Here is a 21,405-nt window from a genome sequence, read left to right on the forward strand (position 1 = left end):
TAATTGCATTAATGACAACTAAAATCGTGGAAGTGGTAAGGAAAATAGCTTCTGCTTTTATTTTTGTGGCTTTTGCTAGTGTTCTGTTTTTTAGTCTGTTTCATTTACACAATATTGGTGTTACTGGTATGTCTGATTGTCCGTTTATGTCTCATCAAGAGACAGTTTGTCCGATGAGCTTGATTGATCATATTGAGGCTTGGAAGACTATGTATATAGCGGTCATGCCCACTATTGTTTTTGTGTTGATGGTTTTACTACTAGTTTCAATTGCTCCAAACTTATTATTTAGCTTTCCAATATTACGGGCATCTTTTATAAAACAACGACTGAGAGAGCTGACCTATACTTTTTATTCGCGATATTTACAAGAATTTTTTTCAGATGGTGTTTTAAATCCCAAGTCATTTTAAGTATTTCTGAGTAAATTATTATTAGGCTTAATTAAGATTTAAGATGAAATACGCATTAATTTTTATCGGTATAGCAATATTAGTGTTGGCTGCTGTGATTGGGTACGGTACATACAACGAATCAGACGATGTTTATCCGCACGGCACGATGATGGGTGGTAATTATGATTACAATCGTGAGGGCGGTGATTTGACCAAGCTTTTAGACGACACTGTACCTTTGGTTAAACCAACTGAAGTAGTTGAACTCAAAGATGGTGATACTTTTGATCTGACAGCTTCAATTGTGAAACGGGAGGTGGGAAATCGAATGATAAAAAGGTTAGCTTACAACGGTCAGATACCTGGTCCAATTATAAAAGTTGAGAAGGGGGCAAAGGTAACTGTAAATTTTAAGAATGAAATTGATATGGAAACAGCACTTCATTCACACGGTTTACGGGGAGACTACCGGTTTGACGGGGCCACTCCTTTGAGTCAAAAGCCAATTCCGGTTGGTGAAACTTTTACCTATGAACTTGAGTTTCCTGACGCTGGTATCTATTGGTATCATCCGCATGTGCGTGAAGATTATCAGCAAGAGCTGGGACTTTACGGCAACATGGTGGTGACGGAGCTGGGGTACTGGAACGAGGTTGGACAAGAAGAATATTTAATTCTAGATGATTTTCTAAAGGGAGGAGAATTTAGTTCAGAAAGTGTAACTCATACCATGATGGGCCGGTTTGGTAACACTTTATTGATTAATGACCGTTCTGACTATTCTTTAGAGGTAGAAAAAGGTAAGGTTACAAGATTGTATTTGACAAACGTTGCTAACACACGAACTTTCGACGTTACCTTACTGGGGGCTGAGGTAAAGTTGGTGGGAGGCGATAATGGTCGAATTGAACACGAAAAAATGGTTGACGATGTGATTATTGCTCCAGCTGAGCGCTATGTGTTGGAAGTCTTGTATTCAAAAGCTGGAACTTACCAAATTGTTCATCAAGGTAAAAAGATCGGTACAGTAATAGTTAGGGACGGAGGAGATGGTGAAATCGTACCGTTTGAGAAACTTCGTTCGAATGATGATTATCTAACTATTCGTCAGAGTATGTCTGATTGGTTAAGTAAAGATCCTGATAAGAAATTGAGATTAGATATAGAAGTGGCTGGTGATATGGTCGGTATGATGACTGCTTCTGATGATGAACATGGTGATGATGCAATGCGTGAACATTGTCGAATGATGCCGGATATGCCGGGCTGTGAATCATATTTGGAAGATGATGATCATAGCGGTGGTCATAATGACGGAATTGAGTGGGAAGATAACATGCTCATGATGAATAGCATGAGTACTGATAAAAATACTAAGTGGGTAATTGAAGATCAGGAGACGGGTAAGAAAAATAGTGATATCAGTTGGAATTTTGAAGCTGGACAGATGGTTAAAGTTTCTATTTACAACGATGAAAAAGGTTTACATCCGATGCAGCACCCAATTCACTTTCACGGACAGAGATTTGTAGTTTTGGCGGTTGATGGTAAAGCTAATGATAACTTACAGTGGAAAGATACGGTTTTGATCCCAAAAGGACAGACAGTGGACATTTTGGTTGATATGAGCAATAAAGGAGAGTGGCTGGCACACTGCCACATTGCTGAGCATATGCATGCTGGGATGATGTTTGATTTAATTGTTGAATAAAAAACTAATAAATCAGTCAAACAATAAAACCATCAGTTTAAACTGATGGTTTTATTGTTTGAGCGGCAAGAGATCCTTACTCGTGCTATAATGTGAAATGTCATTAAACAGTTTAGAAATTTTAGAATATTTATGTCAAAGACTATAAAAATATCCTATGTGGCGTTAGTTGTATCAATAGTTGGCCTTTTGGCCACTACTGTGTACGCTAATCATGCTTGGGGTAAATATCATTGGAATTTATCAACTCAGGATACTATTGATAATCCTTTAAAATTGGGGAATAACCTAACCTCAGTCGATTGGGATTCAAGCCTTAATTTAGCAGCGGTTGATTGGAATCAGTCAGTGATCAAAAATCAGATTGTAGCGGGAGCCGGTCAAACTAATTGTGATCCGGTGCTGGGTCAAGTGGAGGTGTGTAATGGTGAATACGGAAACAACGGCTGGTTAGGCATCGCTCAGATCTGGACCTATCGTGGTAAAGAAGCGCACATTGCTCAGGCGGTAACTATGATGAATGATACCTACTTCAATTTACCACAGTACAACACTAGCGCTTGGAAAAATATGGTTATGTGTCAAGAAGTCGGTCACACTTTCGGACTAGCTCATCAAGATGAAGATTTTTATAATCTAAACCTAGGTTCTTGTATGGACTACACTAGTGATCCAACTGGTATACTTGGTACTAACGGTACCTTAAACAACGAAAGACCAAACCAACATGACTATGATGAATTACAATTAATCTACGCTCACCTAAACGACACAACGAGTGGTGGTAGTAAGCCAGGTAAAGGGTCCGGTGGCAAGAAGAGATTGGGTTCGACTACTGTAAACCCAGCTGAATGGGGACAGGCAATTGCGCAAGATGCTCAAGGCAAGAATTCAGTTTATGTTAGAAATTTGGATAATGGAATGCAGTTGATTACTCATGTACTTTGGGTTCCAGGAGAAGAGCAGGATCATCATTAATTTATAAAACTCTAAGTTGAGTAGACCAAAAGCCGCGCCATTTTATGGCGCGGCTTTTGGTCTACCGTTTACTATTTGACATTAGTACGTCCGTACTAATATAATAATAGTAATGAAAGATTACAAAACTAAACTCTCAAGTTTTTATAATCAACATCAGCGGATGCCAACTTATAGTGAGCTCATGAGTTTGTTGGGTTATAAAAGTAAAGGGGCGGTGCGCTACTTGGTGGACAAGTTGGTCACTGGTGACTTACTGGCTAAGGATAAAATTACTGGTCGACTAGTACCGGGTAAGAAGTTTTTAGCTGATGAAAAAGTACCTCTCTTGGGCTTGGTCGAGGCTGGGTTTCCGTCTCCAGCTGAAGAAGAGGTGCAAGACACAATTAGCTTTGATGAATATTTGCTTCCTAACAAAGAGTCTACTTATATCCTAAAGGTGAAAGGTGACTCCATGATTGAGGCCGGTATTCGTGATGGGGATATGGTGGTGGTAGAAAGGAGGGGTGGTTATAAACCCGGGCAGATTGTGGTTGCTTCAGTTGATGGTGAGTATACTCTTAAGTATTTACGTAAGAAGGATAATCTTCTTTATCTAGAACCAGCCAACAAAAACTATAAGCCAATTTATGCCAAGGAAACCTTAACTGTCGATGCGGTGGTAACAGCGGTGGTTCGTAAATATTTATGACCTGGGGAACTTCAATTTTGTGGCCAAAAGCCATCCTTCATATTGACGGAGATTCATTTTTTGCGGCTTGTGAAGTGGCCAAAAAACCTCACTTAAAGGGAAAGCCGGTTGTTACCGGCCAAGAGAGAGGAATTGTCTCAGCCGCTACTTATGAAGCAAAGGCTCTTGGGGTTAAGCGGGGGATGAGCTTATCTGAAGTTAGGAGACTTTACCCGGAAGTGATTTTTTTACCGTCTGATTTTGAAACCTACCATCTATTTTCTCGGCGAATGTATGAGATTGTCAGGCGTTATACACCAGCAGTAGAAGAATATAGTATCGACGAGTGTTTTGCTGACTTGGGTGGAATGCAGCGGGTAAACAAAATGTCGTATGAGAAGATGGCAGAGCGAATCAAGTATGAACTTGAGCTGGAGTTAGGAATAACTTTTTCGGTTGGCTTGGCTCCGACTAAGGTTTTGGCCAAGATTGGTTCAAAGTGGCAGAAGCCATCTGGTTTAACTCTGATTCCGATGATTGAAGCTAATAATTTTTTGATTAAAACACCAATTGAGAGTGTTTGGGGGATTGGTGGTAGTACAGCAGCTTTTCTTTCAAAATACCAAATAAGAACGGCCCAAGATTTTGTTAACCTTAGTCAAGGTTGGGTGGAACAAAATTTAGCTAAGCCGATTGTAGAGGTCTGGCGGGAGTTGCGGGGGCAGGCAGTTTACAAAGTCGATGCTGCCGGTAGGCAAAGTTACCAGTCGCTCAGTAAGACAAAAACTTTTACACCACCGTCGACGGATTTTGATTACGTATTTTCCCAGTTGTCTAGAAATATCGAAAATGCTTGCCTTAAGGCTAGGTCTTGGAACTTGGTTACCGAAACAATTTTCTTTTTTCTTAAGACTCAGGATTTTAAATATCACGGTTGTGAGATAAAATTACCTTATCCGACAGCGGTTCCGCAAGAGATTATCTCGGCAATAAAGCCTTATTACCAAAAAATTTTTAGGGATAACGTGCGATATCGAGCCACTGGTGTAACTTTAATGAAGTTGCAAAGTGGTTTAGAAACTCAATTAGACTTATTCGGAGCTGTTACAAAATCTGAGGGTTTAACGAAAATATTTTCCAGTGTCGATGAAATATCAGCTCGTTATGGTAGACATACGGTTTTCTTAGGTTCTAGTTTGTTAGCTAAAAACGAGAGAAAATGGGGGAGTGAAGCAAAAGAACCGGCTAAGAATAATGATCTATTTAAAGGGGGGATGCCTAAACGACGATTAAATATACCGATGCTCGGTGAGATTGGCTAAGTTTTTGGGTAAGAGGTTGCAATTTTAAACGTCAGGAATAATATGTTAAGTACAATAGTTCTTTGTGTTGAATGGCGAATTAGTAGTTAGACAAACTTATTATGAATATGAAAATTTTAAAAAATACAATCAACATAGCTCTAATTGTTGCTCTGGTTATACCGGTAGCTATGTTTGTGACTGTTCCTAAAGCCGAGGCGGCTTGTAGTTACCAAGGGTTTATCAGTTCACATGGTAAATGTGCTAAATCTTTTAAGTCTGAACATTATTATGAACATGACGATGAAGACGAAGATGAGGGTGGTGACGATGGTTATCGGTACCGCAACTTTTACGGTGATGATTACTATAATTCACAAATCTCACGGTTGTTGGCTTTAATAGCGCAATTACAGGCTTTGTTAGATGTGCGTAATGGTACATCATATGGCGATAACGCTGAGATTGATGTTACTACCCAGTCTGCTATATCAATCAATGACGACAGTGCTACTTTGCGGGGAATTATTGATTTTAATAATTCTGAGACTGCTAGGGTTTGGTTTGAGTACGGTACTAGTCTAAATAACCTAAACCGAGAAACCTCTAAAATAAATCTCGACGACACTGACCCAAGTACTTTTAGTAAGACTGTGACTGACCTTGATGACAATACTCGATATTACTTCAGAGCGGTCGGGGAGGATGAAAATGGCGACGAAGATCGTGGTGTTCGCTTAAGTTTCATCACTGATAGAAGTGGTGCTTCAGGTAATAGTGATGAGCCTGTAGCCACAACCGAAGAGGCTGAAAATGTTGACGAAGATAGTGCTGAATTAAACGGTTCAGTTGATATGAACGACTTTGATAATGGCCGAGTCTTCTTTGTTTATGGCGAGGATGAGGGTATGGTTGAAGATGTTGAGGATGATTACGATAAGTACGTAGAGGTTGAGGAGTCTGGTGATAATTTACAAAAAGTGTTGGTAGATTCTGATCTGGATACAGATGATGATTATGCTCGGGTGGTTAACAGCCTAAATACAGATACTGAGCATTACTTTGCGATGTGTGTCGAGTATGAAAACGAAGATGGTGATGATGTATTGACCTGTGGTTCGGTTGAGAATTTTACAACTGACGATACTTCGGCTAATTATGAATATCCGACTGCTAATACAAGTGATGCTGACCTAGTAACATCGACTTCTGCTGAACTAAACGGTTCAGTTGATATGAACGACTTTGATAACGGTCGAGTTTTCTTTGTGTACGGCACTAATGAAAGTGAGATTTCAGATATTGCTGATGATTATGATACTTACACAGGAATTGTAGAAGATGAAAATCTTTTTAAGGTTAGTGTAGATGCTGATCTTGATGGAGTAGATTCATACACTGAAAAAGTTGAAGAACTTGAAGCTGATACTGAGTACTTTACCAGTATTTGTGTCCAGTTTGAGAATGAAGATAATGATGACACTCTAGTTTGTGGTGATGTTGAGAGGTTCAAGACTGACGCTAGCTAGTTGGTGGTTAAGTTGATAAATAAAAAACACCCGTTGGGTGTTTTTTATTTATGTCTACTATAACGGTGACATCTACCGTAATTAGTCAAAGAACTGTTATACAATATTCTTAATATGTTACGTTACTTATTTTTATTTTTGGTTATCTTTTTTGCTAACACAAATTTAGTGCAAGCTGAATCAATTAAAAATTTTGCCGCTGAGTATGTAGTACAAAAAGATGGGACAGTGGAGGTAGTTGAAACTATCGCTTATGATTTTGAGTCGTCCAGTCGGCATGGAATTTATAGGGACTTGGACAAAAAACACGCCCAACCACCGACTGAGTGGTATAAGACACGCTGGGTTGAAATTGATATTCTATCTGTTTTAAGGGACGGTTTAAATGAACCATATGTCGTTAGTGACTCCAACACCATGTTAAACATAAAGATTGGTGATCCCGATAGGACCATTACCGGTTTGCATACCTACAAAATCACATATCGGCTAATTGGAGCACTCTCTTACGGTGGTGACGGGGCCGAATTTTATTGGAACGTTACTGGTAACAACTGGTCGGTACCGATTAGTCAGGCGACAGCTTTGGTTCAAGGCGAGTCCTTGGGAATTTTGACTGACCAAAGTGCCTGTTATCAAGGACTATTAGGTAGTTCAAGCAGTTGTGATGTTAACGAGCGTAGAATAGATGGATCGGTCTTTTTTAAAGCTAGTTCATTAGGAGTCGGTTACGGCTTGACGGTGGCGACCGAGCTTGATCCGACCACTGTAGCTTTTTTGACCACGGAAAAGACATCATATTTCCCGCTCGTTCTTCTCCTGGTTACATTGTGGCTGATTTTCTTTAGCTATAAGGTTTATCGGTTTAGGACACAAGCCAAGACTAAGTTGCCGGTTATTGCCCAATATGAACCGTACGAAAATTACCTACCAATGTACACTGGCGTTTTATATGACGGCCGGTTGGATCCTAGAGATATCACTGCTGGAATCTTATATTTAGCAGAACAGGGTTTTATTAAGATCCGTAAAACAGAAAAGAAGGTCATGTTACTGTTTACTGTCGATGATTATGAAATAGTCCTAATGCGGCCGCTTTCGGAGATACCAACTAAGTTCTTGAGAGAATTATCCGGACTCTTGTTTGCTGAACATGATGCACCGCCGGCATCTGTGATGTTGTCTGGTTTGGCCAAGAACCGGACTGAAAATTATAAACTAGTCCAGAGTCTCAACTCCAGTTTAAAGAAAGATGTAATCAAGGCTGGATTTAAAATAAAAAGTTGGCCGTCATTTGGTTGGCTGCTCATAATTGCTCCGATTGTTATTTTTGCTGTTTTTATTTGGCTTGGCATGGTTGAGGAGGGAATTTTCTTGGCTTTTTATGCTCTTATTCCAACGATCATTTTGATTGTCCTCTTGCTTAGTGCTCGTTTGACCAGAAAGGGTTATGAGGTTGAGAATTATCTGGATGGCTTTCGTTTGTTTTTGTCAGTTACCAATAAGGAGCGTTTTGATTTTCATAATGCCCCAGAAAAAAGCCCTGAATTATTTATGAAATATTTACCGTACGCGGTGGCCCTCGGAGTTGAAAAGAAGTGGTCTAAGGTTTTTGAGGGAATTACCATTCCTCAGCCGGATTGGTATGAAGGTGATCATATTGGCACTTTTTCTGCTACTGAACTCACGAGTGACATCGCTGCTTTTTCCAGTGCTTTTACTGCCAACACCAGTTCTGGTACCTCAGGTTCATCGGGGGGTGGTTTTTCAGGTGGCGGAGGTGGTGGCGGCGGAGGTGGTAGTTGGTAGTTAAAATCTGTATTCAATAATCGCCTAGCTCACAAATTATGCTTGATAGATGGCCGGCTTCCAGTATTTGTTATATGATGCAAGTCATATGCAAGGTCAAGGTATCAAATTAATCTGTCTAGATTTAGATAGTACTCTAATTCCAGATAATAGTTGGTTTAAACTAAACTTGGCTTTTGGTATTACAGCTAAGGAGGATGAGGAAATGTTCAAAGCCTATATTTCTGGACAGTTGGAATATAGTGCTTGGTTAGACAAACTGGCGGCTTTGTATAAAGAAAGAGGTTTAGCTAACGCAGATTTGGCTAAAAAAGTGTTGTTAGATTATGAGCTGAAACCGGAAATTAAGGAAGTAATGGGCTATTTACGTGACCGAAGCTATAAGCTGGTAATTATATCTGGGTCTTTTTTGATGTTAACCAGGGCAGTGGCGGGTGAACTCGGTATTGATAGGTATGAAGCTAATACTGAATTACAGTTTTCTGAGAACGGTGATTTTATTGATATTAAGTCAGGGGGTGAGGAAAAATTTGCTAAGGTCAGGTATTTAGAAGCGGTATGTTCCGAATTAGGCATTACTTTAACAGAGTGTGCATGTATTGGTGACGGCCGCAATGATGCTGAGATATTTAAAAAAACCGGACACGGTATAGTTTTTGAGGGTCATGATTTTGAAGGTCAAGTTTGGAAAACAATAAAGAATTGGTCAGATCTTAAAAGTATATTTTAGTCAGTGAAATACAAACCATAAGCGGTACCGGGCAAAGCCCGGCGCCGCTTATGGTTTGTATTTTTTTCAACTTATTTACACCAATTCCAGTCTGACTTTCTTTACGATATCTTCAAGGCTACTTTGGGTTTTTATAATGTAGTCCGTGATATCGCTTGTGTGAGCCGAGGCGACATTTGTGACATCGTCCATAGCAGTTAATACTATAACTTTAGCGTTGCGACCCCAAGGGTCTCGACGAAGTCTTTTTAGAGTTTCGTGGCCGTCCATTACCGGCATGATTATATCAAGAAGAATCAGGTCGGGTTTTTTTTCAATTGCCATTTTTAAACCAGCTTCACCGTTATTAGCCACGTTGACTTGAAAACCGGCTTCACTTACAGCATCAGCCATCGCTTCACGAACGTCAGCTTCATCCTCTATAATCAGTACTGTTTTTTGCATATATTTAATCTTAGCATATCTAGAGAAACAGCATACGCAATATGTGTGCAACTTAAGTGTTCAAGACAGGGTTAGTTGTTATTATTAAGATAAATGAAGCTGGCTGATATTTTTGAACTCATACTAATAGTCTTGATACCTTTGGTCCTACCGATTGTCTGGTGGTTTATTTTGCCTGGAGAATCGTCGGGAGCTGTATTCATGACTGTATTTGTAGTACAAATTATTTTGACTTTTTCACTCTATCTACTTACGCGCAGAAACATACGTGTAACCTCAGCTGAGATAGCTGTCTATAAGAGTGACGCTAATGAACAATTTAATTCTATCTATGAGCGCAGTCCTATACCGTATGTCACCATCAATCAGACTGGTGAAATTATCATGTTTAATCCAGCTGCCGTAAATTTCTTTGAGAGCTCGACCGACTCAATTGTTGGACTCAATTTTTTTGACTTATTACTTGATGAACAGCCGGATAACTTATCGGTAGTAAAAGGCAAGGTTGATTCTGGTGTTACGGTAAATGATGAGGAATTGCAAATCCATACCACGGCCGGCAATATAAAATGGGCTTCATTATCCGTGTATCCATATGAAGTTAAGGATCAGAGACTGGTTTCAATCCAAGATATTACCGAGCAGAAAATTGTTGATGCGGCCAAATCAGAGTTTGTGGCTTTAGCCACTCACCAACTTCGGACTCCAATCTCTGCTATTCGTTTTAACGTTGAATTATTGCAGAATAAGATGAAAGGAACTCTAACTGAAGATCAGACAAAGTACATAAATAAAATAGACCGTAATATTGTCCGGATGATCGCCTTGATCAACGATTTTCTTAGTGTGTCGAAACTTGAAATGGGAACCTTTGCTACGAGTTTACAGCCAATTGATATGACTCAATTTCTAGATTCCATCGTGGATGAATATATTGAAAAGATTACTGATAAGAACATAAAGATGAGTCGTCATGACATACCGGCCAGTTTGTCTTATAACTCTGATTTAAGACTATTGCATATTATAGTTAGTAACTTGATGTCAAACTCGGTTAAGTACACAAGAGCTAGTGGTGAGATAACTCTAAGTTATGAATTGCATGACAACAAGACCATAGTGATAGTGGTGACTGATAATGGTATTGGTATACCAAGTAACGAAATCGATAATTTGTTTAGCAAATTCTATCGGGCCAGCAACGCGCAAGCTCAAAATACCGAGGGTACAGGGTTGGGCCTCTATATTGTGAAGTTGTCGGTTGAGAAACTGGGTGGAAAGATAGAGGTGGCGTCTGATACTGAAGTAGGGACTACCTTCACTGTTACCTTACCTTATTAGTGAAGATACTGTATGGTTAAGTTATAAAAACATGCTAGGATAGGTGGCATGAAAATTGAGTATGAGTATATATATGGTAAACACGCTGTCTTTGAGGCATTAGACAGGCGTCCGGATATTGTTGGGCAGGTTTTTTTAGATGAGAATTTTTCTGACCAGAAAATAATTAACCAGATTGAAAAATTAGAGCTGACGCCTAAACTGTTAAACCTTAAAAACCCACCACGTGGGATATCAGCCAAGGCTAGTCACCAAGGGGTGGTGGTGGGTATCGTGCCTGATCGCTTATTGGTATCATATAAAAAATTTGTTTCTGAGCTTGAAGTTTCTTCGGACACAGCTTTGCTGATTTTGGGTGAAGTTCAAGATCCTCATAACGTGGGGGCAGTTATTAGATCAGCGGCTGCCTTCGGTTTGGCTGGGGTTTTAATTCCTCCACATAATCAGGCTCCAGTTACTGGTACAGTTATAAAGGTCTCGGCTGGTATGGCTTTTCGAATTCCACTGGTTACAATCAGTAATGTGAACAGTGTGTCTCGTGATCTACAAAAGCGCGGTTTTTGGGTCTATGGACTTGACGGTGAGGGAACGGTAACAACTACTACCGAAACTTACGAAAAACCAACTGCTTTTATTTTGGGTAACGAAGGATCCGGACTCCGACAAAAGACCAAGGAATTATGTGATGACATAGTTTCTGTACCAATTCACGGGCGTTGTGAATCACTAAATGCTGCAGCGGCAACTGCTGTAGTGCTGGCCTCGTGGAGTGCCAAACACCCTAGCGCACTGATTGAAAAAATATGATAGTATATCGACAACGTTAAGTCGCATCTTGGTGGTAAGCGTTGGTTAATTTATTTTTTTAGCTGTTATTATTTTTATGGAAGAAGATAAAAAAAGAGTAGAAGAAGAGGTGTCGACTGGTGAAACCAGAGTTGATGAGACTCCGGTTGCTGGTTCAGAAGATAAGGCTGATTCTAGTTCGGTAACTAAAGCCAGCTCTAAGGGTAAGGGTATTTTGATATCCACGATTATTGCGGTAATTGTATTGGCTATTGGCTTAGTTTTTATGTTGGAGCGTGACGGTCGGATAAACACTGGTTTATTTACTGGTGTAATTTCTTACCTAGATGCTAGAGAACCGGTCGCTAAAGTTAATGGTGCAGTTATTCCTAAAAGTGATTTAGATAGTGGGGTACAACAGTTGGTGGAGATGGCTAAGTTGCAGGGAATAGAAGCAGACGAGGCAGCTATAGCTGAATTTCGTTCTCAAGCAATTGAAACCTTGGTTAACGGAGAACTTTTGCGTCAGGAGGCGGTAGAAAAAGGAATGACAGCTAGTGTTGAAGATATTGATGCAAGGTATAGTGAGATTGAAGATGGGGTTGGGGGTGCTGAAACTCTTGGCGTTAAAATGGCAGAATTCGGAATTACGGAAGAAAGTTTAAGACGCGATATTGAAAATGAGATTTTAATTCAGGCGTTGTTCGATACTGTTGTTAATAAAGATGAAATAGAGGTAACCGAAGATGAAATAACTGATTTCTACAATCAGTCAGGTGGTCTAGAAGCTGGCTTACCTGAGATTGATGAGGTTAAAGATCAGATAGTTGATCAGCTTAAGTTCAATAAGGAGCAAGAAGTGATCGGTACTTATATTGACGATTTGCGTGAAGGGGCTGAAATTGAGATTTTGATTTAACAGTCTTTCATTCAAGGAAAAAACCGAGGATGCTCTCGGTTTTTTTGTAGCCTAGCTGGGTGGGAAAATCGGGTGTTTTAACACCCGATTTTCCCACCCAGCTAGGCTACCTGTTATACTTAACTAATGACAAAAGATTTGGAAAAGATGGTTAGAAAAATTTCTAGAGATCCAGCTGAGCGCGTGGCCCTTTTGAGGTCGCTTTCTTTAGGAGAGCAGAGTGCTGTGTTTCAGGAACTGTCACCACACGTGCAACAGACCTTACTAAGTCAATTACGGATAACTGAAATAGTCGATATCATCGATCATTTGGATCCACGTCAAGCAGAAAATATTTTGCCGAGAGTTAAGAATGACAAACAGCGGTTGAAAATAATAAAGAAAATCAAAACTGAAGCTAGAGAAAAAATAGAATTCTTTTTACGCTTTCATCCAAAGGCGACAATGTCGCTCATTAGTTTTAACTATGTCCTACTACCGAGCAAGGCCAGAATCAATGAAGCGGCAGACGCGATTGAGGAACATTATCACGATACCGGTAAATTCCCAGAAGTCTTGATACACGATAATGGACAGTTGGTTGGTGAAGTTCCGATGTCTACCTTGGTGAGGTATCGCAACGGTTCAACTCTGAAAAAATATATCACACCAGTACAGACCATCACTTATCAGGCTGAGGTGGCCCAGGTTATTGATATTTTGACCGAATCAAAGCGTAAAAAGGTAGTTGTTCTTGATAATGATCAGAGTGTATTGGGGGTTATTTATGCTGATGAAGCATTGGAATTATTTGGAAAGTTGCCAGCTGAGTCCCTTTATAATGTTAGTGGTGTTGATGAAAATGAGCGGCCTTTTGATACGGTGTGGCGCAAGTTTAAAAATCGTTATAAATGGTTGATTTTAAACTTGGCCACCGCTTTTTTGGCTGGTTCTATGATTTCTTTGTTTCAGGATACTTTAGCCACTTTGGTCATTTTGGCTATTTATATTCCGATTGTGGCCGGTATGGGAGGTAATGCAGCTAGTCAAACTTTTGCGGTGATGTTGCGTGGGATAACTCTTGGGACTATATCTTTAAGAAATGGTATGCCGGCTATTTGGCGAGAGGTGGGTGCGGGATTTTTAAACGGTATTCTGATTGGTTCGATAGTGGCGGTGATTTCGGTGGTTTGGAATAACGACCCTCTTTTAGGGGTGGTGGTTGGGCTTAGTATGGTTGGGGCACATCTCATCGCTGGTTTCTTTGGAGCCTTTGTGCCACTATTACTAAAACATTTAGGTAAAGATCCGGCTGCCACTTCTACTATTTTTATTTCCACGGCTACCGACGTCTTTGGATTGTTTATTCTCTTGGGACTAGGAACAATGATCTTGTTGTAGTTTCTTACATTGATTTTATCTAAGTTCTAGATTATATTTTTTGACATGTTGTCTCAGGCCCTAATCTTTTCATTAGTCATAATGTCGATCTCTTTGGTTGGTGTGGTTTTTGTTCAAAAAACTACTCGTGACTTCTTAGAGAACAGATTATCATTCCTCGTTTCTTTTTCGGCTGGCGTTTTTTTGATCACGGCTGGGGCAATTGGTCTTGAAGTGTTCTCAGTGGCAACCTCTCCCTGGTTAGGGGCCGGCTTAATAATACTTGGTTATCTTTTGGCGTCTGGCATTCATTTTGTTTTACCGGAAACTCACCATCACCATGATAAGGATTGTCACAAAAAACACCACGGGGCTAAGCGTTTAATTATTGGAGACTCTCTCCATAATGCGGCTGATGGAGTAGTGCTGATAACTGCTTTTGGAGCATCGGCCACCCTTGGTTTTGCAGTAGCTGTCTCTATCATCATTCATGAAGCGTTACAGGAGATCTCTGAATTTTTTGTTTTAAAGCAGGCTGGTTTTTCAACTATGAAGGCTCTATTCATAAACTTTCTATCTTCCAGTACAATCCTTGTTGGTGTACTAATTGGTTATTACGCTTTGGCTTCAGAGACTGTTGAAATGGTCCTTTTGGCTGTGAGTGTTGGATTCTTTTTGCATGTGGTTATCCATGATTTGTTGCCGAAGCGGTCTCATCATGAGACGTCAAGTCAATTTTTTAAACATATGCTTTGGGTATTGTTGGGGGTAATTCTAATGTTTTCTGTTTCAACTTTCTTAAGCGAATCACATAACCACTCCGAAAGTAATTTGACAGAGTCTAGTCTAGATAATGAATATTAAGATAACTTTTGTTATAATTTCCAAACAATGTCTAACACTAAGTATTGGCCAACTTATTTTCTATTAGCTGTTTTAGTGGTTATGGGTGCAGTTTTCCTCTATCTAACTAATGAACATAATAAGCGCATGGAAACAATTGCGATTGGCGAAACCAATCGCCAGTTGGCTGAATCAAATCTAAATATACAAGATGGTGGTGTTACAGACACTAAAAATACCAAATCAGATGATTGGCATACAATTTATCCAGTGACAAAACCGTTGCGAATCGGAAACGTAGAGGTGGAGGCTTCGGTGGCTAAAACTTGGGCTGATCGTATTAAGGGATTGTCAGACACTCCCTATTTGCCTGATAATGTGGTCAAATTGTTTGTCTTTGATGCTGAGGCTGAGCATGGTATTTGGATGAAAGATATGAATTACGCAATCGATATTATCTGGGTAGACGAAAATAATAAGATTGTAGATATAAAAAAGAACGCCACCCCAGAAAGTTACCCAGAATCATTTACTCCATCTGTTCCAGCTCTATATGTAATAGAAACAGTTTCTGGTTTTGTTGATCAGCATCAGATTAGTATTGGTGACGAAGTGGCTAACGTTAAAAAGTAGGCGATTGCTTGAATCACCACCCTAATTGCACAGACCATCACTTCCAAAATATCTGATGTGGAGACTTGAAATTATGTCTCTTTCTAGGACGATGATTTATACGACGAACCGCTTCAGAAAGTTCTTGTGGAGTAATGGTGTTGAAATCCAAGTCTTTCGGAAAATATTGTCGAAGTAGCCCGTTAGTATTTTCATTGGTACCACGCTCCCAAGAGTGGTATGGATAAGCAAAGTACACAGTCATACTCGTTTGTTTCTCAAACCGTTCCCAGTCACTGAACTCGGTACCGTTATCAAAGGTAGCGGTCTTTCGTTTGTTTTTGGGTATACGCCTGAATTTTTCCACCGCCAGTTTAGTGAGTAAAGTAGCATTTAATTTTGGCAGAAGATACGCAATTAGATACCCGCTTCTGCGATCAACGAAGGTGACAATACGTACTCGTTTGTCTCTTCCCAGCATAGTATCTCCCTCCCAATCTCCCAAACGGGAGCGACGTTCAATAATGGGCGGTCGTTCATCAATACGACGTTTCTTGGCTCTTTCACGAACTTTTTCACGTATTTTGGTGCCTCGTTTGCGCCGATACTTGCCTTTCTGAGAACGAAGAAATTGTTTAAGGTGTGGAGCTCGTTCGTTAATGTATCGGTAGATAGTGCTCGCAGAGATGTCATCACGTACTCCGACTATCTGTTCCGGTGAGTAGTGTTGTTTTAATAATCGTTTCACTTCTCGTAATAATACTCCTTTGAGTATTCTAGTACCTTCCATAGCAATGATACGTGCCTGTTTTTTCTTTCTGCGAACCTCGCGAGCATCGTATCTATCCCGACCACCATACGCTTTAATATGTCTATTAACCGCACTTGGATCTTTGTTGATAATGTGCGCAATCTCCACTCCTGAGTATCCCGCTTTGAGCATACGTGAAATAACCGGCCAGTCTTCCGGTCCTATTTGTTTGTGTGACATACAAAAGCAGTATGTATGTCATCTTGACCTGTGCAATTAGGGTGCAAAGGATTGTGCAATTAGGGTGAGAATTCAGGTTGAGCGACTGGAAATTTTATAAAAATGTGGTATATTTATTTTGCATGGTGATCGCCCAGCACCATTTTTTGTTGTCATTTTAAATACACTGCGGTTTACGAAGTTACTTAAGTTTACTCAGCTTGTGTAAATGAATGATTACCAAAAATGGTGCTGGGAGGAAAGTCCGAACACACTCGAGCACCGAGCACTTTTTGGTGTAATATTCAACCGACATTATTTATTTTTTGATAATGTTCAAAAAGAAAATTGTATCGTAAAGTGCTCGGTGCTCGGAGCAGGGTAGCGGGTAACGCCCGTCACCGAGCACCATTTTTTGTTGTCATTTTAAATACACTGCGGTTTACGAAGTTACTTAAGTTTACTCAGCTTGTGTAAATGAATGATTACCAAAAATGGTGCTCGGTAGAGGTGCGAGCAGAGACGTCTTAAGCGAAAGCGATAAGAATTCCCTTCGGGAATAGTCGGTATGGTGACATATCGGGTGAAACGGCAAAATCCTTACTTGTGTGCAAGGTCGTGCCGAGCACTTTCTGGTGAAATGTCAGTTTTACATATTATTTGTTTAAGGATAATAAAATAAATTATGTAGAGATGTGTCACCAGAAAGTGCTCGGAGAACCGCATGAGGTGAATAGTAATATTCATCCTAGGTATATGATCACCCCGGGCTTAGGTGCTCGGACAGAATTCGGCTTATATGCCACAGACACCTCGCTTTAAAGCGAGGTGTCTGTGTTATAATCACAAAAAATATGGAAGAAAACATTTTTTTGCCGAAGCAAGCCAATCTCAACAAAGACGATGTTGGTAGTAATTGGTTGCAGACTATGGCTCGTTTTATTTTTATTTTGACAATTGGTTTGTTGCCTATTTTCTTTATTCCTAATGTTTATATAGCGTTAGGATTTACAAAAACCTATTTCGTTATTGTTGGAATTTTTGCCGCTTTAATACTCTTTGGTGTATCAATTTTGCGCCGGACTGAAGTAAGGTTTTCCTTGCCGGCAACATTAGTATTGTTTTGGTTGTTTGTCTTGATTTCTTTAGCCTCAGCTCTTTTATCTGGCGACAGAACCGATGCTATCTACGGTAACATACTAGAGGTTCACACTGTTGGCTTTTTTGTTTTATTAGGAGTTATCCTCACAATCACTATAGTTTTCGGTGAAAAAATGTCAGCCATAGCTAGATTGTTTATTGTTTCTATTTTCTCCACTTTAGCTTTGCTTGCTTCTCATTTGATTAGGCTTATGGCTGGTCCGGATGTATTGTCTTTTGGTTTATTTACATCTAGCGCTGACTCTTGGCTCGGAAGTTTTAATGATCTAGCTATTTATGCTGGAATGGTGATTCTAGTAACTCTTTTGGTTGTGCAAAGGATCAACCTAACTACTCTGGCTAAGAGTCTAGCGTCCGCGGTCTTATTTTTGTCTTTACTGTTTTTGGCTATAGTTAACTTTTCGGTAGTGTGGCTGATTGTTGGTTTGTTTAGTCTTTTTATTCTTCTTTATCTTTTATCTAAGGATACTTGGTTGCGTCGGGAAAACGAATCAAGTCACTTTGTACCTAAAGCCGCCTTTTTTATGACTGGTGCGGTAGTAGTGGTGTCTTTTGTGTTTATAATCGGTGGCAGTTATCTGGGAGTCAAAATAAATAATTTATCCAATATAAACTATTTGGAAGTCAGACCGTCAGTTGGGGCGACGGTTGATATTATTGGTTCAGTGTATAGCCAAGATGCTTTTTTGGGGGTTGGACCAAATCGGTTTGATGACGCTTGGCGTTTACATAGAGATCCGGTGATTAATCAAACCAATTTTTGGAACACCGATTTTGCAGCTGGCAACGGCTTTGTCCCTACTCTTTTTGCTACAACGGGAGTGGCTGGTGGTATGGCTTTTGTTATCTTCCTACTATCATTTTTGTATATTGGTTATCGTTTATTTTTCTCACCCAACCTTGAAAAGTTGGATCGTAACTGGTTTACGGTTGGTTTGGTCACTTTTTTCACCGCTATTTACTTATGGCTTATGACCATAGTTTATGTTCCTGGTGTGGTTATAATGATTTTAGCGATTGTAATGACTGGTCTTACTTTGTCAGTGTACAAAGTTTCGGTACCAAATAAGGATATTGTTATTGATGTGGTTAATAAGCGTCGTTATGGGGTGGTCTTAATGGTGCTAGTTTTGGTTGTTATTGTTGTTTCAAGTAGCTTGTTATTTAAGGTTACTAAACAATACTTGGCCCAAGTTAATTATGCAGACGCGGTAAGATCGGCTGAGTCAATTGGGCAAATGGACGCGATGTTGCAACATTCACAAGATCTTTTTGCTCAAGATCTTTTTGTAGCGGAACGAGCTAAATTAAGACTGGGAGAACTGTACCGTTTGCTGGCGATTCCTGAACCAACCGAAGAAGACATACAAGTCTTTCAGGGAACTTTGGTTGAGGGTATAAATATGGCTGAACAAGCTATATTGTTAGATTCAACTAACCCTGTAAACTACGCTCTTCTCGGTAGTTTTTACGGTCTACTTGACCCGTCTGAAACAGAGGAGTTGGTTAAGCGTCGGGATGGTTCTTTTAAGCAGGCTCAAAGTCTGGATCCGATCAACCCTAGTTACTCGGTATTATGGGCGCAGTTGGCAGCTAGGCAGGGTGATTACAATACTGCACGACAGCAATTAGGTGATGCGATCCAGTTAAAAAATAATTATACCGAAGCGTTATTCTTATTGTCACAGATTGATATCTTGGAAAAGAAGACAGATAATGCAATTGCGGTCACAAAATCAATTATAAACATTGAACCATATAATCCAACCAGGTATTTTCAGCTTGGTGTACTTTTAACAACGGCCGGTGAAGCTGAGAAGGCCGCTGAAGCTTTTAAACAAGCAATAGCTCTTGATAATAATTACGCTAATGCTCGTTATTTCTTAGCACTCAATTACTTGGATGCCGGTCGTAAAGATGAAGCGTTAGAGCAATTACGGATTGTTGAGATAACCAACCAAGACAACAGTGAGCTAAAGGCAATGATTAAAAGTATTGAGGCTGGGGAATTTGAAGGAGTAACTCCCGGGTTCACTGTTCCGGTAAATGATGGTAAGGTGGTTGAAACCCAGGGTGAAGTTACAACGGCCTCAGAGGTACCTGAAACCGACCTAGTTACTCCACTTAATCAGACGGTTGAACCGACTGAAGGGGGAGTTGTAAGTGAAACTGAATAAAAAGCATGGTAAAGAGAGTTTTAGAGTTAATGTACAGTGAAATACGCGGCTTACACCAAGCCGCGTATGTTCTTGCTTTGTTTGCGGTTGGTTCACAATTATTAGCCTTGGTGCGTGACCGCTTGTTGGCCCACAACTTTGGTGCCGGAAACGAGCTGGACCTATATTACGCAGCTTTTCGTATTCCAGATTTACTTTTTGCTTTGTTCGCCTCAGTTTTATCTGTCTATGTTCTGTTGCCGTTTGTTACGAAGGCTAAAGAGGAGTCTGGGGTTAGGGTGGCGGCGAACATACTAGGACAGATGTTCACTATGTTTCTAGTAGTGTATTCACTCTTTGCTTTTATATTATTTATTTTTGCTCCTTACCTAGTCTCTGTTTTGTTTCCCGGTTTTGGGTCTGATAGTGATACGCTGGTGACTTTACTGAGGGTGCTTTTGCTCCAGCCGTTTTTACTCGGCTTGTCTAGTCTGTTTAGTGTGGTCACTCAATTATCTCAACGCTTTATTTTGTATGCCGTTAGTCCGCTTATTTACAATATTGGTATTATTTTAGGAATTTTGGTTTTTTATCCATGGCTTGGCCTAGTGGGTCTGGTGGTTGGTGTGGTTGTGGGAGCGCTAGGGCATATGTTGGTACAGTTACCACTTATCGTTCGTAGTGAGTTTGCTTTTGGGTTGGTTAGATCTTTAGATTTTACGTTACTTCGTTCGGTTTTGTTGGTGGCTATACCAAGGGCTATTACTTTATCAATTCACCAGATTGTTTTACTGGTTCTGGTTGGTATGGCGACCCTGATGACGGCTGGCTCAGTTTCCATTTTTCAGTTTGCTTACAACCTGCAGTCGGTTCCGTTGGCGATTATTGGCATGAGTTACTCGGTGGCAGCTTTTCCGGTTTTGGCTGATTTATTTGCTCAAAAAAAACGGGATATTTTCAATATTCACGTCTACACCGCCTTGCGTCATATAATCTTCTGGTCGTTACCGATAATTGCTTTGGTGGTTGTCCTGCGAGCTCAGATTGTCCGAGTGGTTCTGGGTAGTGGAGCTTTCGATTGGAATGATACTAGACTTACCGCTGCTGTTTTGGCGTTATTTATTATCTCCCTTACGGCTCAGTCATTTATGTTGCTTTTGATACGTACTTTTTACGCTGGTGGTAATACCAGGTTGCCTTTAATTATATCTTTGATTGGTGCCAGCACAGCGATTGCTTCTGCTTATCTATTGTTGTATTGGTTTAATACTTCAGTAGCCATGCGTTCTACACTAGAGTCGTTGTTTAGGTTGGATGGGGTGTCGGGAACCGAAGTATTTGTCTTAGCCCTCGCCTTTGTGGTTGGTGTGATGCTAGAGATGGTCATATTGGTAATTGTGGCCACTTATAAATTTAAGCTGAAGTGGCAAGGGATTGGTAAAAAGCTTGTGGAAGCTGTCTTGGCTGCTCTGGCCGCTGGATTATCGGCTTACGCTACTTTGGTATTTATTGTCGATGGTATCAACCAAGAAACTTTTATCGGTATATTACTACAAGGTTTGATTGCTGGGATGGTTGGTGTTTTGTCAGCGGTTTTGGTGTACCGCATATTGCGCTCAGAGGAGTTGGATGAAGCTTGTCGTTCTCTACATGCCAAATTGTTTAAAAAGACCGTTATTGGTCCACAATAG

At 40.2% G+C, this 21,405-nt stretch carries 18 protein-coding genes; 16 read left to right on the forward strand and 2 right to left on the reverse strand.

Annotated features, from left to right (window positions below):
- Window positions 1–11 precede the first annotated feature (11 nt).
- From H6779_04295 to H6779_04330, 8 genes are all read left to right on the forward strand, one after another.
- Window positions 12–413, forward strand: a complete 402-nt coding sequence (locus H6779_04295; GenBank protein ID USN87600.1) for a hypothetical protein — start codon at window positions 12–14, stop codon at window positions 411–413.
- A 43-nt stretch (window positions 414–456) separates the two neighbouring features.
- Entirely contained in the window at window positions 457–2,106 is a 1,650-nt protein-coding gene (locus tag H6779_04300) for a multicopper oxidase family protein (GenBank protein ID USN87601.1), read from the forward strand.
- Window positions 2,107–2,238: 132 nt separating this feature from the next.
- On the forward strand, window positions 2,239–3,084 hold the full coding sequence (locus H6779_04305; GenBank protein ID USN87602.1) for a hypothetical protein: 846 nt from the start codon (window positions 2,239–2,241) through the stop codon (window positions 3,082–3,084).
- A 112-nt stretch (window positions 3,085–3,196) separates the two neighbouring features.
- On the forward strand, window positions 3,197–3,775 hold the full coding sequence (gene lexA / locus H6779_04310) for a repressor LexA (GenBank protein USN87603.1): 579 nt from the start codon (window positions 3,197–3,199) through the stop codon (window positions 3,773–3,775).
- Window positions 3,772–5,076: a DNA polymerase IV gene (locus tag H6779_04315; GenBank protein USN87604.1), complete on the forward strand. Its 1,305-nt coding sequence runs from the start codon at window positions 3,772–3,774 to the stop codon at window positions 5,074–5,076. The genes lexA and H6779_04315 overlap by 4 nt, the downstream gene beginning before the upstream one ends.
- A 107-nt stretch (window positions 5,077–5,183) precedes the next feature.
- Window positions 5,184–6,584, forward strand: a complete 1,401-nt coding sequence (locus H6779_04320) for a hypothetical protein (GenBank protein ID USN87605.1) — start codon at window positions 5,184–5,186, stop codon at window positions 6,582–6,584.
- A 114-nt stretch (window positions 6,585–6,698) separates the two neighbouring features.
- Window positions 6,699–8,393: a DUF2207 domain-containing protein gene (locus H6779_04325; GenBank protein ID USN87606.1), complete on the forward strand. Its 1,695-nt coding sequence runs from the start codon at window positions 6,699–6,701 to the stop codon at window positions 8,391–8,393.
- 88 nt (window positions 8,394–8,481) lie between these two features.
- Window positions 8,482–9,123, forward strand: a complete 642-nt coding sequence (locus H6779_04330; protein ID USN87607.1) for an HAD family phosphatase — start codon at window positions 8,482–8,484, stop codon at window positions 9,121–9,123.
- Between the two features lie 75 nt (window positions 9,124–9,198).
- Here the strand turns inward: H6779_04330 and H6779_04335 are convergent, their stop codons facing one another.
- Entirely contained in the window at window positions 9,199–9,567 is a 369-nt protein-coding gene (locus H6779_04335; protein ID USN87608.1) for a response regulator, read from the reverse strand.
- Window positions 9,568–9,660: 93 nt separating this feature from the next.
- Between H6779_04335 and H6779_04340 the strand changes: the two genes are divergently transcribed.
- The 6 genes from H6779_04340 (at window position 9,661) to H6779_04365 (ending at window position 15,448) form a co-directional block, all read left to right on the forward strand.
- Window positions 9,661–10,908 (forward strand): PAS domain S-box protein, encoded by a 1,248-nt coding sequence (locus H6779_04340; GenBank protein USN87609.1) that lies wholly within the window; start codon window positions 9,661–9,663, stop codon window positions 10,906–10,908.
- Between the two features lie 48 nt (window positions 10,909–10,956).
- Window positions 10,957–11,715, forward strand: coding sequence for a 23S rRNA (guanosine(2251)-2'-O)-methyltransferase RlmB (gene rlmB / locus H6779_04345; GenBank protein USN87610.1), 759 nt, complete (start codon window positions 10,957–10,959; stop codon window positions 11,713–11,715).
- Window positions 11,716–11,791: 76 nt separating this feature from the next.
- Window positions 11,792–12,613 (forward strand): SurA N-terminal domain-containing protein, encoded by an 822-nt coding sequence (locus tag H6779_04350; protein USN87611.1) that lies wholly within the window; start codon window positions 11,792–11,794, stop codon window positions 12,611–12,613.
- Window positions 12,614–12,739: 126 nt separating this feature from the next.
- Window positions 12,740–13,993 (forward strand): magnesium transporter, encoded by a 1,254-nt coding sequence (locus H6779_04355; GenBank protein ID USN87612.1) that lies wholly within the window; start codon window positions 12,740–12,742, stop codon window positions 13,991–13,993.
- An 81-nt stretch (window positions 13,994–14,074) separates the two neighbouring features.
- Window positions 14,075–14,836 carry a ZIP family metal transporter gene (locus tag H6779_04360; protein ID USN87613.1) on the forward strand — a complete coding sequence of 254 codons (762 nt, stop codon included), beginning with the start codon at window positions 14,075–14,077 and terminating at the stop codon, window positions 14,834–14,836.
- Between the two features lie 27 nt (window positions 14,837–14,863).
- Window positions 14,864–15,448 (forward strand): DUF192 domain-containing protein, encoded by a 585-nt coding sequence (locus H6779_04365; protein USN87614.1) that lies wholly within the window; start codon window positions 14,864–14,866, stop codon window positions 15,446–15,448.
- A 37-nt stretch (window positions 15,449–15,485) separates the two neighbouring features.
- On the opposite strand, the gene H6779_04370 is transcribed toward H6779_04365, so the two are convergent.
- Entirely contained in the window at window positions 15,486–16,418 is a 933-nt protein-coding gene (locus H6779_04370; GenBank protein ID USN87615.1) for an IS30 family transposase, read from the reverse strand.
- Between the two features lie 833 nt (window positions 16,419–17,251).
- Between H6779_04370 and H6779_04375 the strand changes: the two genes are divergently transcribed.
- Window positions 17,252–19,735 (forward strand): tetratricopeptide repeat protein, encoded by a 2,484-nt coding sequence (locus tag H6779_04375; GenBank protein ID USN87616.1) that lies wholly within the window; start codon window positions 17,252–17,254, stop codon window positions 19,733–19,735.
- A 5-nt stretch (window positions 19,736–19,740) separates the two neighbouring features.
- On the forward strand, window positions 19,741–21,405 hold the full coding sequence (locus tag H6779_04380; protein ID USN87617.1) for a hypothetical protein: 1,665 nt from the start codon (window positions 19,741–19,743) through the stop codon (window positions 21,403–21,405).

This window comes from Candidatus Nomurabacteria bacterium, from assembly GCA_023898525.1.
Lineage (GTDB): Bacteria > Patescibacteriota > Minisyncoccia > Phycocordibacterales > UBA918 > OLB19.

Excerpts from the sequence above, each read along its gene's own strand:
- H6779_04295 (USN87600.1), top strand. The coding sequence starts at position 12 with ATGACAACTAAAATCGTGGAAGTGGTAAGGAAAATAGCTTCTGCTTTT.
- H6779_04300 (USN87601.1), top strand. The coding sequence starts at position 457 with ATGAAATACGCATTAATTTTTATCGGTATAGCAATATTAGTGTTGGCT.
- H6779_04305 (USN87602.1), top strand. The coding sequence starts at position 2,239 with ATGTCAAAGACTATAAAAATATCCTATGTGGCGTTAGTTGTATCAATA.
- lexA (USN87603.1), top strand. The coding sequence starts at position 3,197 with ATGAAAGATTACAAAACTAAACTCTCAAGTTTTTATAATCAACATCAG.
- H6779_04315 (USN87604.1), top strand. The coding sequence starts at position 3,772 with ATGACCTGGGGAACTTCAATTTTGTGGCCAAAAGCCATCCTTCATATT.
- H6779_04320 (USN87605.1), top strand. The coding sequence starts at position 5,184 with ATGAAAATTTTAAAAAATACAATCAACATAGCTCTAATTGTTGCTCTG.
- H6779_04325 (USN87606.1), top strand. The coding sequence starts at position 6,699 with ATGTTACGTTACTTATTTTTATTTTTGGTTATCTTTTTTGCTAACACA.
- H6779_04330 (USN87607.1), top strand. The coding sequence starts at position 8,482 with ATGCAAGGTCAAGGTATCAAATTAATCTGTCTAGATTTAGATAGTACT.
- H6779_04335 (USN87608.1), bottom strand. The coding sequence starts at position 9,567 with ATGCAAAAAACAGTACTGATTATAGAGGATGAAGCTGACGTTCGTGAA.
- H6779_04340 (USN87609.1), top strand. The coding sequence starts at position 9,661 with ATGAAGCTGGCTGATATTTTTGAACTCATACTAATAGTCTTGATACCT.
- rlmB (USN87610.1), top strand. The coding sequence starts at position 10,957 with ATGAAAATTGAGTATGAGTATATATATGGTAAACACGCTGTCTTTGAG.
- H6779_04350 (USN87611.1), top strand. The coding sequence starts at position 11,792 with ATGGAAGAAGATAAAAAAAGAGTAGAAGAAGAGGTGTCGACTGGTGAA.
- H6779_04355 (USN87612.1), top strand. The coding sequence starts at position 12,740 with ATGACAAAAGATTTGGAAAAGATGGTTAGAAAAATTTCTAGAGATCCA.
- H6779_04360 (USN87613.1), top strand. The coding sequence starts at position 14,075 with ATGTCGATCTCTTTGGTTGGTGTGGTTTTTGTTCAAAAAACTACTCGT.
- H6779_04365 (USN87614.1), top strand. The coding sequence starts at position 14,864 with ATGTCTAACACTAAGTATTGGCCAACTTATTTTCTATTAGCTGTTTTA.
- H6779_04370 (USN87615.1), bottom strand. The coding sequence starts at position 16,418 with ATGTCACACAAACAAATAGGACCGGAAGACTGGCCGGTTATTTCACGT.
- H6779_04375 (USN87616.1), top strand. The coding sequence starts at position 17,252 with ATGGAAGAAAACATTTTTTTGCCGAAGCAAGCCAATCTCAACAAAGAC.
- H6779_04380 (USN87617.1), top strand. The coding sequence starts at position 19,741 with ATGGTAAAGAGAGTTTTAGAGTTAATGTACAGTGAAATACGCGGCTTA.